This is a genomic window from Coxiella endosymbiont of Ornithodoros maritimus (genome assembly GCF_907164965.1).
Taxonomy (GTDB): Bacteria; Pseudomonadota; Gammaproteobacteria; order Coxiellales; family Coxiellaceae; genus Coxiella.
The window spans coordinates 1-15777 of sequence record NZ_CAJRAM010000016.1 but is presented as its reverse complement, the minus strand read 5'-3'; the positions used below and the strand labels follow the sequence as shown (position 1 = coordinate 15777).

The window sequence follows — 15777 nt, the reverse complement described above, 5'->3', positions numbered from 1 at the left end:
TCATCCTCCACACATGGCCGTGATGATTTCAATTCGATCTCCAGGCTGAATAATAATCTTTTCGTAATTAATTCGCGGAATTACGGTTTCATTCACTGCAACGACGACGGTTCCCATGACAACACCTTGCTCCTCCATCAATTTCTTTAATGACATTTTTTCAGCAAGAGAAATTAATTTCCCATTTAAATAGATGTCGATCATTTAATACCTCTTGAGAGATTGTGAATAACTTCATCAATTAACGCTGGTGCTATTAAAAAACCGTGGCGGTATAATCCGTTAATAGCAATTAATCCAGGCTGATAGTGTATACGAGGCAAATTATCCGGTAACGTCGGGCGTAAGGCGGTAATAGTTTCAATGATCCGCGCTTCTGAAAATCCAGGGTGTACACTATAAACTGCCGATAATAATTCCAAACACGTGCGCACCGAAATTGGTGAAATATCATTGGACTCAATTTCACTCGCGCCAATAAGATAAATATGATGCGCACGAGGAACAATATAAAGTCGATAACGAGGATGAAGTAATCGAATCGGACGATTTAAATGCACATCGGGTGCATGCAAATAAATTAACTCACCACGTACCGAACGCAAATCGGAAAACATTTTCCCCGCGCCTACGCCACGACAATCGAATATGCAATCAAATTGGTATGATTTTTCTTTCGTTAAGATACGGTAAGGAACCACGTTATCCACAAAGGTTTTCGAATACCATTCCACGTTTAATTCTTTTTCTAATGCCTGCATAAGTGCACGTGAATCTAGGTGTGCTTCCTGCGGCAAATAATATCCTTCATCAAAATTTAATTCGGGCTCCAATCGTTGGAGCGCAGAAGATGATAACTTTTCAAGAGAGAAATCTTTTATTTTACAACTTATTTTTTTCAACCAGCGCTCTTTTTCCACTTCATCGTGTGAATGCGAAATTACAATACTTCCATTTTGTTTAAAATAAACAGGTTGGTTCAATGATGATAACCACAGTGGCCATTTCCTTAATGAATAATTTCCTAAATTAAAAATTATCTGCTCTGCTATTTCACATTCAGCCACGGGTGACAGCATCCCAGCCGCTGCGTAGGCCGTGCTCTTTCGACCACTTTTATCATCTTTATCAAATAGCGTAACCCCCCAGCCCGCTTTACTTAATTGCCAAGCTAATAAACGCCCCAGTAATCCTGCTCCCGCAATGCCTACTTTCATTTCCATCACGTTACCTTTTGTAAGGTGTCCCTAACTTCGTGGCTCGTTTTATAAGCACAAAATTTAGGGCCGCACAATGAACAAAAATGAGCATGTTTAGCAGCCTCTTTTGGCAAAGTTTCATCATGAAAAAGGCGCGCTGTTTCAGAGTCTAACGCTAAATTAAATTGATCGTGCCAGCGGAATTCAAACCGCGCTTGCGATAATAAATCATCTCGCTCTCGAGCTGCTGGGTGTCCTTTTGCCAAATCTGCCGCATGGGCCGCAATTTTATAAGCAATCAACCCTTCTTTGACGTCTTGTTTATTCGGCAAACCCAAATGTTCTTTCGGCGTGACATAGCACAAGAGCGCGCAACCTTGCCAAGCGATAAAAGCAGCGCCAATAGCGCTACCGATATGATCATAACCAGGCGCAATATCGGTAGTTAATGGTCCCAGAGTATAAAATGGCGCCTCCCGACAATAAGCCAATTGTTTCGTCATATTTTCTTCGATGAGGTTTAGAGGGATATGCCCTGGTCCTTCATTCATCACCTGCACACCGTATTTCCACGCGATGCGATTTAATTCGCCTTGAATTTTCAATTCTGCAAATTGTGCTTCATCATTGGCGTCAGCAATAGAGCCCGGGCGCAACCCGTCCCCTAGCGAAAAACTCACATCATAAGCACGCATAATTTCACAAATCTCATTAAAATGCGTATAAAGAAAATTCTCCTCTCGGTGCAGAAGACACCATTTGGCCATGAGAGAGCCGCCGCGAGAAACAATTCCCGTGACACGTTTTTGGGTCAATGGAATAAAACGATTTAAAACACCTGCATGAATCGTGAAATAATCAACTCCTTGTTCAGCTTGCGAAATTAAGGTGTCGCGGAAAATTTTCCAAGTTAAGGATTTTACATCTCCATCCACCTTTTCCAACGCTTCATACAACGGCACGGTACCGATAGGTACTGGAGAATGGCGAAGAATTGTTTCACGAATTTCTTTGATTTTTTTTCCCGTCGATAAATCCATCACCGTATCTGCACCCCAACGCAACGCCCAAATTAATTTTTCAACTTCTTCTTCCACAGATGACGTAAGCGACGAGTTCCCAATATTCGCATTCACTTTAACTAAAAAATGGCGGCCAATAATCATGGGCTCGCTTTCGGGATGATTAATATTCGCAGGCAAGATGGCACGACCGCACGCGATTTCATCTCGAATAAATTCCGGTGTAATTGGGTTAGGAATTCGTGCACCCAACGGATTTCCTTGCAAACGACACTCGCGTTCTTGATCTATGTTTTTCTTCAACTCTCTTTTTTGATTTTCACGAATCGCCGCGTATTCCATTTCTGGCGTAATAACGCCTTCTTTTGCGAAAGCTAATTGCGTTTTCCTCGGGCGCACCTTAATCCAAGGCGCGCGCAAACAGGGAAGACCCTGCGGCAATTTGATAGAGATATTCGGGTCAGAATACGGGCCTGAAGTATCGTAAAGCGTTAGCGAATCAGCATTCGTCAATTGAATTTCACGCATTCCTACGCGAATAGTGGGAAAAATCTTGCCTTGGCAATAAATCTTTTTGGAAGCAGGATAAGCAATCACAGCACTCTCCTTAAATAAAACAGACAGAAGGAAAGTACGGTGCAAGCCGCGCCCCCCTCTTCCCTTCGCAAGCATTATCTTGTTCAGGTTCAACGGGTCCGATCTTCGAACTTCTAGATCGTCTCAGCTTTCGCTCCCCGAGAGCTTCAGAAACTTCAGAAAGGATATCTGAATTTTATCTGGGTTGCAATTGGTACAATAGTTAATGGGTATCGGTATCGGATTCTTCTGAATCATCAGGGTTATAAAATATACTTAAACGCTGTGGGTGAGGCATTGGATCTTTTTTTAATTTCTTCCGATCTAACTTCCTTTACCACAATCCTAATAATTTTCTTCTCCACCTCAGAAAAAGCATTCCAATAGCAATTAAATAAATTATTTTTTGACTCCAGCAGTATTCGTCTACCCACTCTATCTTTCAGCAAGTCCGACAAAATATTTTTGAAACAGATAATCCATTTAATACTTTCTTCATTCAAATGTTCTAACAGCAACTCCTCAGACTTTTCAAGTACGGAGGTGAGCAGACAGGTCGTTAGTTTATTCTGATTCTCAAGTTCTCTTGAAACTCGATTTAACAAATCGCTTTTAGCATTAAATAACAACGTTTGTCCTGCATAAAATATACAGGGGCGAAAGACCCAATTAGAAGAAAATAGTTCATTAGCAATTTCCTTTCTAAATTTTTCCGTTTCCTGGGGATCAGAAGATTGAGTAAAGAAAAAGAAAAAAACCGTAGTGCATCTTCACCGGTACAAAGCTCCATCCAAAGATGGCGATCCAAAGTCGTCTGTTTTTTCAAATTTTTCAAATAATTTGTAGCTGCTATGAATGCAGGCAAAGTTTCGATTGGTTCGAATGCAAATGAAAGTAAACCATCAATAATCGGACCCCCTCTGTCAGATATTGACTGTACAATAGCGCTCTGCCATCCTCACTACTGCATAAATATGCTAAAAAATTAATCTCATTTCCCCCAAGTCCGTATTAATTCGCAATTTTAATAAAATTAAAGGGATATCCCAACCATTAAGAGTTTTAATAAGGCTCTCCAAACGCTCACAAATTGCTTCCTTTCGGAATAAGCACATCCAGATTTTAATGTCACCATTAGAATTGCTAGATACTAATTGCTTTGAGAGTAGAAATTTCAACTGTTCGTCCGCGTTATAAACTGCAGCAAACTACTCAATCCGCGCTAATAATTCTCCTGGAGGAGCCCATGTTAATTTATCTATCTTACATAAAAAATAAAAAAAGAAGGTATTTCGGGCTTCTGTGTCCACAAAGTCATGAACTTTTTCAGTTGCTCTATTGTTAAATTTTCAAATAAATACTGCATGCCGTAAGCTCGTCCATCTTCTTTTTGAGCTATGATTAACTTTAAAACACGTCTATTGACTAAGCTATCCGCTATGTGAAGCTTTCTCTCAATATCGCGTATATTGCCCATCTCTAATAATTCAAGCAATAAATCGAGTAACACTTCAGATGCTTGAAGGAGCAATCCAGTCAATAAAGTGCTGCCCGACAATTCACCTGCTACTGTAGGGAATAGGTGACAGAGCGCATCAAAGAACTCATTTATAATTATCCAATCTGGATTGGACTTAGCGCATTTGGTTTTTACGAAATCCTTAATTCGATTAAAAATTCTTCCCCCATTTACCTCACCTTCGAATTTTATCTAGGAATAGAAAACTTAATATGTTCGGCAAAACGCCTGCGGATAAGGGCTGAAAAAATGATCGAATCAATTCTTCGAAGCGATCGTTTTGTATTTCCGAGAGTTTGTTAAACATCTATTGTAAAAATTCTTATACCTCTGGAAAACAAATCAAATAATGCAATAAATACCAATTACGTTGCTTAAGATTAAAAAAATTAACCATTCTTTCAACGGCATTATATTGAAACTCAGACGCTTTTTTCCAAGCATCGATATAAAACAGCCAATCCATCGAGAGTCAAACACAAAAAAATAAATATATCTCAATGCATCGTTATTTTTATTAAAAATAAAATCCTCAAGAGATTTCTCTAACGTAACTGCCATAGACTCTTCAGAAGGAAGTTTATAAAAAAATACGCTACGGAACAGTTCAAGATAGGGATAACCTTTTGTGTTGTCTATTTCCTCAATTTCTTCTAGTAAAACTTCATGTTGTTCCACTGCCAATCTATCATAATTGTTATCATCACTTTATTAAAAAGTGACATATATCAGCATTACCAACAATCGCTTTTACCTTTTTCAGAAAATTGCTATAACTTGATTTTTCTCCCCGATAATCCTCAAGACTCTCTTTTAAGCTTTTATACACAATTTTTTTATAAATATTAAAATTTCCGAAGCCTCGTTATTTAAACTGAATAAAGACTAAAATAAATGCCTCGCGTACTCAAGTGGCCGTCGATTTATATCAGTTTCAGTTGTATCCAATTCTCGATAAAAGGGTAACAAAAATAAATTGAGTTCAGAAAGAGAGAATGAAAGCTGTAATGGCAGAATTTTTTCGGCCAAAAAATAAACCATATCCCGCCAGTGGAATTGTAAATTTTTAGAGAACCCAAAATATTTATCTAAAATCGTTTGAATTTCTTCAATGGTAGCTTTTAACTTTTTTGTAATTCTTCAGTGAATGATAAAGTGGCAGAATCATCGAATAACAAACGGTCTATTATTCGTTGTATATCGTTTAATTCACCTAACTTGCCAAAACCGCAACAATTTAAACAGTTTAAATCATCGTTAATTGAATTTACGAATGATTTAACTCCTTCGTGTCCAAAATCACGATCACCATAACGACACAACAAAAAAACAAACCGTTCCAACGACTCTTTAAACTTCCACCACGATTTTAGATTCTCTTTAGAATCAGTGGGAACCATAAATTCCCCTACTATATCATCTGCCATTTGTTCATGTTTTAGAAGGTCAAATATCATCCGGTCTTCGGGATTATTAAAATAGTGGGTAGCAGCGGATCGTCAGTATTATTCAACGTAGCTAAAAATGCTTTTAGCAAACTATTTTTTTCTCGTCATTTTTTCTTGATCTACTCCTGCTAATAGCTTTATTAGTGGGAAATTTCTATGAAATTAGAGTAACATTAGCAGCTAGCTGTTCATCAAAGTTAAATAATATTCTCATTATATTTTTCAATTTTTTCGAAAAAAATTTCATGTAGTATATTTTCCATTATTAAGGAAATCTTAAATTTTATCGATGATTAACTCAAAAATATATTATTAGGTGTCGCTGAAAAATGTTATAATCTCACCACTATGAATATACTTATAATTGGTAATGGCGGTCGTGAACACGCCTTAGCATGGAAGGTAGCTCAATCGCTTCGAGTAGAAAAAATCTGGGTGGCTCCCGGAAATGCCGGGACGGCTCGAGAGCTTAAAACGCAAAATATTTCCATCGGCGTCACTGACATTAAGAGCTTGATCGCCTTTGCCAAAAAAAATCAAATTAATTTAACGCTCGTGGGTCCTGAGATTCCACTAGCGGCTGGTATTGTTGATCATTTTCAACACGAAAATTTAACTGTTTTTGGCCCCACCCAAGCTGCTGCCCAATTAGAAACTTCTAAAAATTTTTGCAAAACATTTATGCGCCGTCACGGTATTCCAACCCCTCGCTTTGAAACATTTAGAAATACGAGCGATGCTTTCTCCTACCTTGAACAACAATCTTTTCCAATTGTAATAAAAGCAAGCGGTCTTGCGGCAGGAAAAGGTGTTGTTATTCCACAATCATTGCAAGAAGCTAAAGAAACCGTTATTGCGATGATGGAAGAAAAACAATTTGGAAATGCCGGTGCAGAAATTGTAATCGAAGAATTTTTAACGGGCGAAGAATTAAGTTTTATCGCAATGGTGGATGGCGAACATATTTTACCACTCGCGGGTTCCCAAGATCATAAACGACGAGATGATGGGGACCGCGGTCCAAACACAGGTGGCATGGGTGCTTATTCACCCGTTCCTCAGCTTTCCGATGCTTTACAAGAAAAGATCATGACGACTATTATGCAGCCCACCGTAAGCGGTTTAAGATCAGAGGGCATTCTTTATAGAGGGTTTTTATATGCGGGAATCATGATCACGTCAAATAACGAGCCCAAGGTACTAGAATTTAATGTGCGCTTAGGCGATCCTGAAACCCAACCGCTCATGATGCGCTTATGTTCCGATTTAATCGAATTAATTTTATTGGCGCTTTCCGGCCGATTAAATCAAACACAAAGTGTATGGGACAGTCGCGCTGCACTAACGGTGGTGCTTGCTGCGGGAGGATATCCCGCGCAATGTCAAAAAGGCGATATTATTCAAGGGCTCGATCAATTGTCTCTCCCAGACCTAAAAGTCTTTCATGCTGGCACACAAGAAATTAATCATCAGGTTGTTACCGACGGCGGCCGCGTGCTTGGCGTCACCGCATTAGGCAAGGATTTGCGTGAAGCACAACAAAAAGCTTATCAAGCGACCCAATTAATTACTTGGTCGAACTGTTATTACCGTCACGATATTGGACATCGGGCAATTTCTTAATTTTTTTCGATGGACCTTTGCTGTAAATCCAGCCCAGAAGTAGTCCGTATGAAGTGCAGCGAAATATCGGAATTGCCATTGTTCACTGAGGTCTGCGTATATCAAAACACAAGTCGATGACACTATTTAATCTCAATTCGATCCAAACGATCAGAACGAGCCAATTGTGCCAGTTGGTTATCGAGATAGGTGGATCGACAGATTTGGCGTTGTATTTTTCCGTTAACGGTTTTGGGAAACGTTTTTGCGCGAATGCAAACTATTTCGTGAATTTTAATCGCGAAATTTTTACTGACACATTCGCGAATATTCTCGAAAATAGAACGCCATTCGTTTTCCGTTTTAGAACCTTTAATTTCAGAGACGATAATTAATTTTTCCTGGTCATCCTGTAAAATTGAAAAAGCAGCCGCACTCGCAGTTCTAATATTTTCGTCACTTTGAACAACGGCCCATTCGATGTCCTCCGGGGAATAAGTTTTACCCCGAATAATGATTATATCTTTTAACCGGCCGTAAAAAAATAATTCTCCGTCGCGGATGAATCCCAAGTCACCAGTGTGCAAATAAGGGCCCTTCTCTTCATGGGTATAAGCGTTAAAAACGCTTTCTGTTAATACTTTATTTTTTAATAGCCTTTCGCCACGCTCGGGCCTTTTAACCAAATCTCGCCGATCACCCCTTCGGATAAAACTTGGCTGGAGTTTGGGTTCACAATTAAAAGCTCGTGGTCCTTGAAACAGTGTCCGATGCTTAACAAGGATTGATCGATAAGCACAGGCGCATTTACACGCCTCCCATGGCATACACGGTCGATTCGGCCAAACCATAAGAAGGATAAAAAGCTTTCTCATCAAAGCAAAAGTCGAAAATTTTTGTAGAAATTGTTGGTAAGTTTTTAAATGATTCATTTCCGAACCAGCAAATGCCACGCGCCAACGGCTTAAGTTGAGGGTTCGCAATTGCACTTCATTAATTCGTTGATAACGTAATTCATAGGCAAAATTTGGACCGCCGCTAATAACATCAGGCAGCTTAGAAATAAGCTCAAGCCAGATGATAGGACGGCGTAAAAAATCCAGTGGTGACAATAACACGCTGGTAATGCCCTCAAATAAAGGCAAAAGAATAGCGGCCACGATCCCCATGTCATGCGTCAATGGCAACCAACTGACCACCGACTGCAAAAATCCCGGTTTTTCTAAATTAAGAATGTTACTGACGTTATTAAAAATATTTGCATGCGTAATCATTACACCTTTGGGACTTCTGGTTGATCCCGATGTGTATTGCAATAAGGCGATTTCAGAATATTTAGGAATTAAATCAGGCGTGTTGCGAGTCAAATTCATTTGATCTGTAGCAAGTTTATTGAATTGTCCTTTTTCTCCTGGCAAGAATTGAAGGAATTTTTGTGTCGTTAATAATAAAGCTGGCTCTGAATCCAATATAATATTTTTAAGCCGATAAGCGGTAACATTCACACGACTCTGTATTTAAGTTGGTGGACACGCCGGTACAGCAATAATTCCAGCATATAAGCAAGCGAATAACGCAATAATAAAATGGGTGTCGATATCATAAACTAAAATAGCACGATCGCCCGGGGCTGCCGTTTGACTCAATAATTGCTCTAAGTGTCGCGCTTTTTCATTTAATTCGAAATAGCTGATTTCCTGCTTTGTCGCACCTTAGCTATCAACGATACGATAAGCAACGGCATTGGGTTTCTCAAGTGATCGCTGCTGCAAACAGGAAACGTAATTAAGCTGACTTATTTTCAATTTTTTGTTCGACACAGTCCACCAATTCAGCAACGGTTTCTAAATGAATAATATCGTTCTCCATCAAATTTAATGAAAGTTCCATATTTATAGCGCTAATTAAATTCACCACATCTAAAGAATCGAAACCTAAGTTTGCATGAAATTTAGAATCATCGTGAATATTCTCAATGGGAATTTGTGATTGCGCTGAGATAATCGTTTTTATACGATGCTTAATTTGATTTTTCATGATAAAACCTGACGAAAATAAGGAGCCCAATCATTATCCCGGCGTTGCACAAAAGGGAGGTCGTCGATATACCAGGGATGAAATCCTGGTTTCCCATAAGATTCATAACCGCTCTCTCTGGGAAAAATTCCATTAGACCCAAAAATTTGTTTGCGTAACTTTTCTTTATCTCGTTCCACTCTTTCGCCTCTTTTTAACTGATTAATCATCATGAAATACAAAATACTCTCTGTTAGATTTTCCATAAGCTTCTCATTAAACAATCGCCATTCGGAAGCGTGCTTAGGCTCTTCCGTTGGCATGCAACCATAAACTTCCGTATAACAATCGAAACAAACACTTTTGTGTTCTAATTCTTCGGCCACATGATAACCAAACAGATAGGCCATCATGGGGTCGATATTTTTATAATCTTTTTTTTAGCTTGATTAAAAACCGTCGCAGCGCATAAGCAGACAGGTTTTCCAATAAACAGGAGGTACGCAAAGCAACCTTTAGGTCACGGCCAGGCTCTAACAACGGAAAAAATTCGTCGTATTGTTTTTTGATCATCAAAGGGATGCGAGCATAGCCCAGGCTGTTAATGCTTCGTTGAGCTTATGGTGCCAGCCAGCGATGACTACCTTCCTGCTTGATCAGGCATTTTGCGTTGGCGAGCAACGAGGCATCTTTCAATTGCGGTAAAATCCCCCGCATCGTCCGCATCCAGTAACCTTCAGCGATGTCGGTATTGACAAAAAACCAATTCAAAAAATGGGATTCTAATGGATCATTAGCCAACCAAATTTGAATAAAGGTTAAAGAGCAATCGAAATCAATTTGACGATATTGAAGCTCAATTTGCGGCGGTATGAACGGAGAGTCAGACATCTAGGGCATTCCGGGGATCAGTCTTACCTCCTGGTGGGTATTCCTTGGAAAGGTTCAAAATATTATTAAGTTAAAGAAGGATCAAGTGATATAGTGTTCCCTTGCGGCTGCGTAGAGGGAGTTAACGCACCTTCGAGGCCAGGGCTTGAAGAATGTAGATGGTCAAATTTATTGCAGGTATAACACGCCGTAATGACAAAAGAAATCCTCACCAACTCCCCTCTTGAGACTGTAAGAGGCAGAAAGGCACACAGTGTCTTTGACATATCTATCGCGATTAATCCTCTGGCGGCACAGCCTGTGCGCCTTTGCTCGCCATTGCAACACAATTACGTGATCAAAACCAGTCTCCTAACTTGACTAAACTATACGAATCTCTATCCTTCGAAATAAAACTCTTTGAAGAAAAAGCCCATTCCTTAGGCTACCGATCACCCGTCATCTTAGCCGCGCGTTATTTCCTTTGTGCATTAATCGATGAAATTATTTTGTGTACCGCGTGGGGGAAAACAGCGAATGGCAGCATCTGGGACTATTGAAAACTTTCCAGGATGAATCCTGAGGCGGTGAGCGCTTCTTTATTATTCTCGAACGAAGTGCCGAAGATGCGGATCTTCATATTGATCTTTTAGAATTAGGCTATCTTTGTTTGAGTTTAGGGCATAAAGGGAAATATAACGAGAAAAGTGGCCAGGAGCTGGAGCTGGTTGTCGATAAGCTGTACTATTTAATTCGTGAGGAACGCGGCGAATCCTCCAACTGTTTGTTTATTTCCAGTTCTGAGAAACCCGTTCCCAAAAATTGGATTTCTCGATTGCCCTCGGTATGGGTAACGCTTGGTGTAACAGCACTCATTTTAGTCAGCATCTGTTTGCCGTACCATTTCCGCCTTAAAAAAGTGGCATCGCCCATCCAGCAAATTTTAAAAGATATGACTCCGGCTACTATTAGCAAAGCGATATCATGAAATTTACTATAAGACGTAATAAGAGACTACCCAAATTTGATCCGGTTTTGCCGTTAATTAACCAATTGCAAGAACGAATAAAAACAGCGCGTTTGGCGATTAAAAAAGTTCGCGGGCAGCTGTGTGGGAAGAAAGTACTGTGGTTCCTACTTTTTGGCCCTAAAAATTCAGGAAAAACGATCTTACTGTCACGTTCGGGCTAGATTTAATTTCCCCTCATCAACAGTCATTAAAAACGATTAAAAATACGCAGACTATCGATTGGTGGATTTGCAGCGAAGGCGTCTTCGTCGATCCCGCCGGCAAATATTGCCTTGCAACGTAAGGCGATGAGAAAAATCAATTATTATGGGAATCCTTTCTAAGGATACTCAAACGGAAAAGACGAAAATCCCTTTTTAATGCGATTATTTTGACAATCAATTACTTGACCCTTTCGAAAGCTTCCGGTGAACTTGACGCGTTGGCCGACAACATCGCTCCTCAGTTACAAACCTTGCTGGCCTTAGGCTCTATTCCCCTCATAGTCGTTATCACTCAGTGCGATCGCCTTGATGGGTTTATCCATTTTTTTTAGTGATCTTGAATCCGAGGATCGAGAACAATTGTTGGGCTTTAGTTTACGCAACGAGGGCAACCTTGCTTTCCATGAGCTTATCAAAGAACGTTCCATTGCCTTTATTAACCGCATTTCTGAACGTTTATTTCACCAGTAGTCAGCAAAGCGATTCCCCCGTTAATTTCCTCACACAACCTGTCACCAAATCATTTGCGCTTTCCGAGATTAAAATTCACCCGTCTCAATTGCCAAAAACCCTATTTCATTCAAACTTTCTTTAAGAAACTGATTGAGAATCCGCCTAAATTAACTGCTGAATCGGCTGGTGGTTGCCGACCTCTGTTTATCATTTATCCAGTGGCTTTCATTATAATTTTAAGCGCTTTACAGTTATCGACAAAATATAAAAGTGTTAAATACTGCGCAAACTTATTTGCACGAATTACCAAACGACACAGATTGGCTTTCTCGACTGAATCGAATTCAAACTGCATTGACTGCGTGGAAAAATGACAGCTTATCTATTTGGGAAATTGGCTTTAATCAAGCCAAAAATCTTCACCAACAACTTCAAAGCACATATACCCAACTGATACGGAATAATTTTGTACTTTTCCTTGACGAAATAGTTACAAAATAGATTCAAAACAATATCGATAAAAATGAATTAGCTTTGTATCAATCGCTACAAACCTATTTAATGTTAACCGAGCCTTCCCACCGAAATGACGCCGTTGTTAAAAATTGGTTTTCTCAATATTGGAGGGAAAAATACCCTAATGAATAACAGAAATTAATGTCTCACTTAAGCTACTTATTACAACTGCATCAAGTAAGTTGGCCGGCCGATGAAAATATTATTTTAAAAGCGCAAGCTGTTTTACAAAAACAATCATTGTCGCAACTCGTATTTGCTATGTTACAAAATCAATACCAACACGCGCCTGTCGTTTTTAATTTTCCCGGGACGGATTTTTCTGCAGTAAAAATTCCCGCTTTCTATGATCCCGATCATTTCAACGAAATTTATAATAAACAAATCCCTCAACTTGTACATCTCCTTAATCACGGTGATTGGGTTATGGGGTCTGTTGGGGAAAACCCCTTAACTGCCGATGAAGTAAAGACTTTGATAAAGAAAATTAGAGAAATTCATATAAAGGATTTTCTTTCGGCCTGGCAAACGAGTTTAGCACAAGTAACTGTGAAAACGCCGATGACGCTAAGCAAAAGCCTCAATAACCTTAAATTGCTAGCTGATCCGAAATCGGCTTTTTGGCTTTTATTAAACAAAATAGTCAACGCTTCTCCAACTCAAGATGAACTCGCCCATTATCTCGCGAATAATCAGAACCGGAATACTTTACAAAAAATTCGAAATCGCTTAGTGAATTCGTACAGAATATCGTTAATGCGACCAATCCTATTAAAGCAGCTTATGATAGCGCCGTTAATCGAATGTAACATAGCAGCGCAAACCCTCTTTTGGTTTTAGAGAAAGCCGTCCAAAGCGCACCTTCCGTAATTAATCAGTGGACGATCGCCCTTTCACAAAACGTTTGGAAAATAATATTAGCCGAATCGCGCCAGTATATAAATACCGCGTGGGCTTCCTACGTAATACCTGAATACAACGATCACATTCTCAACCGTTTTCCTGTTTTTAAAAACTCCTCACCAGATATTTCGATTAATGATTTTAATCATTTTTTTTGGCCCTAATGGCGCTGTTGAGGTATTTTTTAACCATTATCTTCAGCCCTTTGTGGATACTACTCAAGCTTATTGGACTTGGAAGGGGGTAGATGGCGAAACGCTACCTATTCTGCAAACAAAACTGGATATGCTAACGCGGGCTTCTATGATTCAAAAAATGTTTTACGCCGATAACCGAGAAACTCCTACTCTCAAGTTCACGTTAACGGCGATTAGCTTGTCTCCTAATGTGAGTCGTTTTGCCTTAAACATCGGCGGACAGATACTATTTTGAGCCTGGCATCAAATCCCCGCTAAAAGCTACCTGGCCCGGTCCCGACGGTGACTTTGTTACCTTCCAATTTGATACATTGTCTCTCAACAAAACCGCTAAAACTTTAACGGGGCCGTGGACTTGGCTACGCTTGCTTAACTTAACCCATTTGGAAGCAACCAATGACCCCAAAATATTTCATTTATCTCTAAGCTTAGAAGGAAATACAGCCCGTTACCAACTTATTGCCAACAACCCCATACCCCTTTTTTATTCAGGGCAATTACTGTCCGCTTTTCGTTGTCCTAACAAACTTTGACGACTAGACATTTTTTGATCAAAAATTGGTTTTTGCCCTGCTTCGATACTATAGTTTTTTAATACAGGCAGTGTTTTTCACTTTTGAATAAAGGAACGACCCATGGAATCACTACTTATAACCGCTATTACCACCGTGTTTCTCTAGGAAGGCACGGCGGCGATTGCCGACGATACGCTTGACGACCCCGCTTATACTTATGCGTTAACACTGGGGGACCAAGATAACCCCGAAGACACAGCAGACTTTGTGGAAAGGAGCCCCAATACGGCTTTTTTAGATGAAAATCCCTATGAATTAATCGCTGATGCCCAAAAGTGGTTCAAGATTACTCTCGATTACCCAGCCAAATACGCACGCCAGGGGAGCGGGTCTTTATTTTTAGCCCTCGCATATTACGATGGGCCGCTTACGATGCAGATGGATACCTCGTGGCTTCGGGTAAAGCCAACGGGGGCGCCGCTTTTTGCGCTAACTTAAGCAGACCTTGTCAAACACCGGTGGGAAGTTTCAGAATTTCCCGTAAAGGCGATGCTAGTTGCGTCTCAAGTTGACTCTCACTGCCAACAGGGGGGGCGTCCATACCTTATTGTATGCTCTTTTCGGGAAGAAACGCCATTCATGGCTCCCTCACTATTTTATGCGAACGCTAACAAAGGTCATCGTATTGCCTTATTGATCGGTCCAGAGACAGAGGCCGTTTTCCGTGAGTAGTTGTAAGAAAGCCTGATGCGCCTCTGTCTCTGTCGCATTAGCCCTAATTACCAACAAGGAGTCGCGATCAGCACCTAACGGACGAACCGGTGCTGATCGCGATGCTACCGCAAAGCCTTGTTGCTCAAATAGCACCGTTTGGCCACCTGTCATTAATAAATAGACTTGAGCCAATAGTTCTGCATCAAGTAAGGCCCCATGGTAATCGCGATTAGAATTATCGACATGGTAACGTCGACAAAGCGCATCTAAGTTATTGTGCTGGCCCGGATGCTTCTGGCGCGCGATTGTCAGTGTGTCAAGGACCTGACAATAATGGGTAAGCGCTTTAAAAGATTGGCCGGTAAGTTTTAGCTCGTGATTGAGAAAACCGACGTCAAAGGGAGCATTATGGATAATTAATTCCGCCCCTTTTAGGAAAGAAATGAGGTCAGTGGCAATATCTTTAAAAAGCGGTTTATCAATCAAAAAACTGTCGGTAATGCCGTGAATTTCCATAGTGTCTCGCTCAATAGAGCGCTCAGGATTGATATAAAAATGCAAGTGGTTGCCAGTCAACCGACGATTAACCATTTCCAGTGCGCCAATTTCGATCACCCGGTGGCCTTCTTCCGGCACAAGGCCGGTAGTTTCCGTATCTAAAACGATTTGCCGCATTAAGTTCCCCAAAAATTAATCGTGCTTTAAAAAGTTATCTCGGTTTAAATCAAGAAAGGTAGTAAAACTCCCGCCTCCCTTTTTAGGCCTTCGTTATTCCCGCGGGGACGCCTAGGCGTCAACTTAAGCATAAACCCCTAATGGCTGTAAAGTTGATGCTTCTCTTTCATTCACCTTGTTCCTTTCAAAGCTTCTTAACACAAGGGGCCTCTATCATTACCCACCCGTGGTGAAGCGTGAAAAACTTAAAAACCCGTCGTCCTCCCGCGGGGGCATCTGCTGTATTAATTGAAGCATACAAAACCTTCACGGCCGAGTC

General features: G+C 40.4%; 15 protein-coding genes, 6 pseudogenes and 1 riboswitch. Of the genes and pseudogenes, 9 read left to right on the top strand and 12 right to left on the bottom strand.

From position 1 onward, the window contains the following. The 7 genes from thiS to OWO34_RS01430 form a co-directional block, all read right to left on the bottom strand. Positions 1–204: a sulfur carrier protein ThiS gene (thiS, locus tag OWO34_RS01460; protein ID WP_267256307.1), complete on the bottom strand. Its 204-nt coding sequence runs from the start codon at positions 202–204 to the stop codon at positions 1–3. After that, positions 201–1223: a glycine oxidase ThiO gene (thiO, locus tag OWO34_RS01455; protein WP_267256316.1), complete on the bottom strand. Its 1023-nt coding sequence runs from the start codon at positions 1221–1223 to the stop codon at positions 201–203. Before thiO ends, thiS begins: the two co-directional genes overlap by 4 nt. Beyond that, positions 1223–2893, bottom strand: coding sequence for a phosphomethylpyrimidine synthase ThiC (thiC, locus tag OWO34_RS01450; protein WP_267256306.1), 1671 nt, complete (start codon positions 2891–2893; stop codon positions 1223–1225). The genes thiO and thiC overlap by 1 nt, the downstream gene beginning before the upstream one ends. After that, positions 2862–2968, bottom strand: a riboswitch (TPP riboswitch). (Overlaps the previous gene by 32 nt.) 92 nt (positions 2969–3060) lie before the next feature. Next, a complete protein-coding gene (locus OWO34_RS01445; protein ID WP_267256305.1) occupies positions 3061–3402 on the bottom strand; it encodes a hypothetical protein in 342 nt (113 codons plus the stop codon). Positions 3403–4055: 653 nt separating this feature from the next. Next, positions 4056–4355, bottom strand: a complete 300-nt coding sequence (locus OWO34_RS01440) for a hypothetical protein (protein ID WP_267256304.1) — start codon at positions 4353–4355, stop codon at positions 4056–4058. Positions 4356–4658: 303 nt separating this feature from the next. Then, a complete protein-coding gene (locus OWO34_RS01435; RefSeq protein ID WP_267256303.1) occupies positions 4659–4994 on the bottom strand; it encodes a hypothetical protein in 336 nt (111 codons plus the stop codon). Positions 4995–5437: 443 nt separating this feature from the next. Next, positions 5438–5743 (bottom strand): hypothetical protein, encoded by a 306-nt coding sequence (locus tag OWO34_RS01430; RefSeq protein ID WP_267256302.1) that lies wholly within the window; start codon positions 5741–5743, stop codon positions 5438–5440. Between the two features lie 369 nt (positions 5744–6112). On the opposite strand from OWO34_RS01430, the gene purD reads away from it, so the two are divergent. After that, entirely contained in the window at positions 6113–7387 is a 1275-nt protein-coding gene (purD, locus tag OWO34_RS01425) for a phosphoribosylamine--glycine ligase (protein WP_267256301.1), read from the top strand. A 122-nt stretch (positions 7388–7509) separates the two neighbouring features. Here purD and OWO34_RS09460 read toward each other — a convergent pair. The 3 genes and pseudogenes from OWO34_RS09460 to OWO34_RS01405 all read right to left on the bottom strand — a co-directional run bounded on the left by OWO34_RS09460 (position 7510) and on the right by OWO34_RS01405 (position 10273). After that, positions 7510–9138, bottom strand: a pseudogene (locus OWO34_RS09460) (fatty acyl-AMP ligase). A 13-nt stretch (positions 9139–9151) separates the two neighbouring features. Continuing rightward, the gene (locus OWO34_RS01410; protein ID WP_267256300.1) at positions 9152–9403 is read right to left on the bottom strand and encodes an acyl carrier protein; all 252 of its coding nucleotides are present in this window, start codon (positions 9401–9403) and stop codon (positions 9152–9154) included. Then, positions 9400–10273 (bottom strand): annotated as a pseudogene (locus OWO34_RS01405) (metal-dependent hydrolase). The gene OWO34_RS01410 and the pseudogene OWO34_RS01405 overlap by 4 nt, the downstream one beginning before the upstream one ends. A 192-nt stretch (positions 10274–10465) precedes the next feature. On the opposite strand from OWO34_RS01405, the pseudogene icmH reads away from it, so the two are divergent. From icmH to OWO34_RS09670, 7 genes and pseudogenes are all read left to right on the top strand, one after another. Continuing rightward, positions 10466–11240, top strand: a pseudogene (gene icmH / locus OWO34_RS01400) (type IVB secretion system protein IcmH/DotU). Beyond that, positions 11237–11443, top strand: a complete 207-nt coding sequence (locus tag OWO34_RS01395) for a hypothetical protein (protein WP_267256299.1) — start codon at positions 11237–11239, stop codon at positions 11441–11443. Before icmH ends, OWO34_RS01395 begins: the two are co-directional and overlap by 4 nt. A 164-nt stretch (positions 11444–11607) precedes the next feature. Beyond that, entirely contained in the window at positions 11608–11817 is a 210-nt protein-coding gene (locus tag OWO34_RS09675) for a type VI secretion protein IcmF/TssM N-terminal domain-containing protein (protein ID WP_407647514.1), read from the top strand. Then, the gene (locus OWO34_RS01390; protein ID WP_267256298.1) at positions 11795–11956 is read left to right on the top strand and encodes a hypothetical protein; all 162 of its coding nucleotides are present in this window, start codon (positions 11795–11797) and stop codon (positions 11954–11956) included. The genes OWO34_RS09675 and OWO34_RS01390 overlap by 23 nt, the downstream gene beginning before the upstream one ends. Positions 11957–12439: 483 nt before the next feature. After that, positions 12440–13294: pseudogene (locus tag OWO34_RS01385) on the top strand (ImcF-related family protein). 198 nt (positions 13295–13492) lie between these two features. Next, positions 13493–13789: a hypothetical protein gene (locus OWO34_RS01380; protein WP_267256297.1), complete on the top strand. Its 297-nt coding sequence runs from the start codon at positions 13493–13495 to the stop codon at positions 13787–13789. A gap of 7 nt (positions 13790–13796) precedes the next feature. Beyond that, complete coding sequence (locus OWO34_RS09670; protein ID WP_407647513.1) at positions 13797–14087, top strand: type VI secretion IcmF C-terminal domain-containing protein; 291 nt, start codon at positions 13797–13799, stop codon at positions 14085–14087. Here OWO34_RS09670 and OWO34_RS09665 read toward each other — a convergent pair. After that, positions 14074–14199, bottom strand: a pseudogene (locus tag OWO34_RS09665) (hypothetical protein). The gene OWO34_RS09670 and the pseudogene OWO34_RS09665 overlap by 14 nt on opposite strands. Before the next feature lie 50 nt (positions 14200–14249). On the opposite strand from OWO34_RS09665, the pseudogene OWO34_RS01375 reads away from it, so the two are divergent. Further along, positions 14250–14766, top strand: a pseudogene (locus tag OWO34_RS01375) (L,D-transpeptidase). On the opposite strand, the gene dnaQ reads toward OWO34_RS01375, so the two are convergent. Continuing rightward, positions 14760–15470, bottom strand: a complete 711-nt coding sequence (gene dnaQ, locus OWO34_RS01370) for a DNA polymerase III subunit epsilon (protein ID WP_267256296.1) — start codon at positions 15468–15470, stop codon at positions 14760–14762. The pseudogene OWO34_RS01375 and the gene dnaQ sit on opposite strands and share 7 nt — an antisense overlap. Positions 15471–15777: the final 307 nt, after the last annotated feature.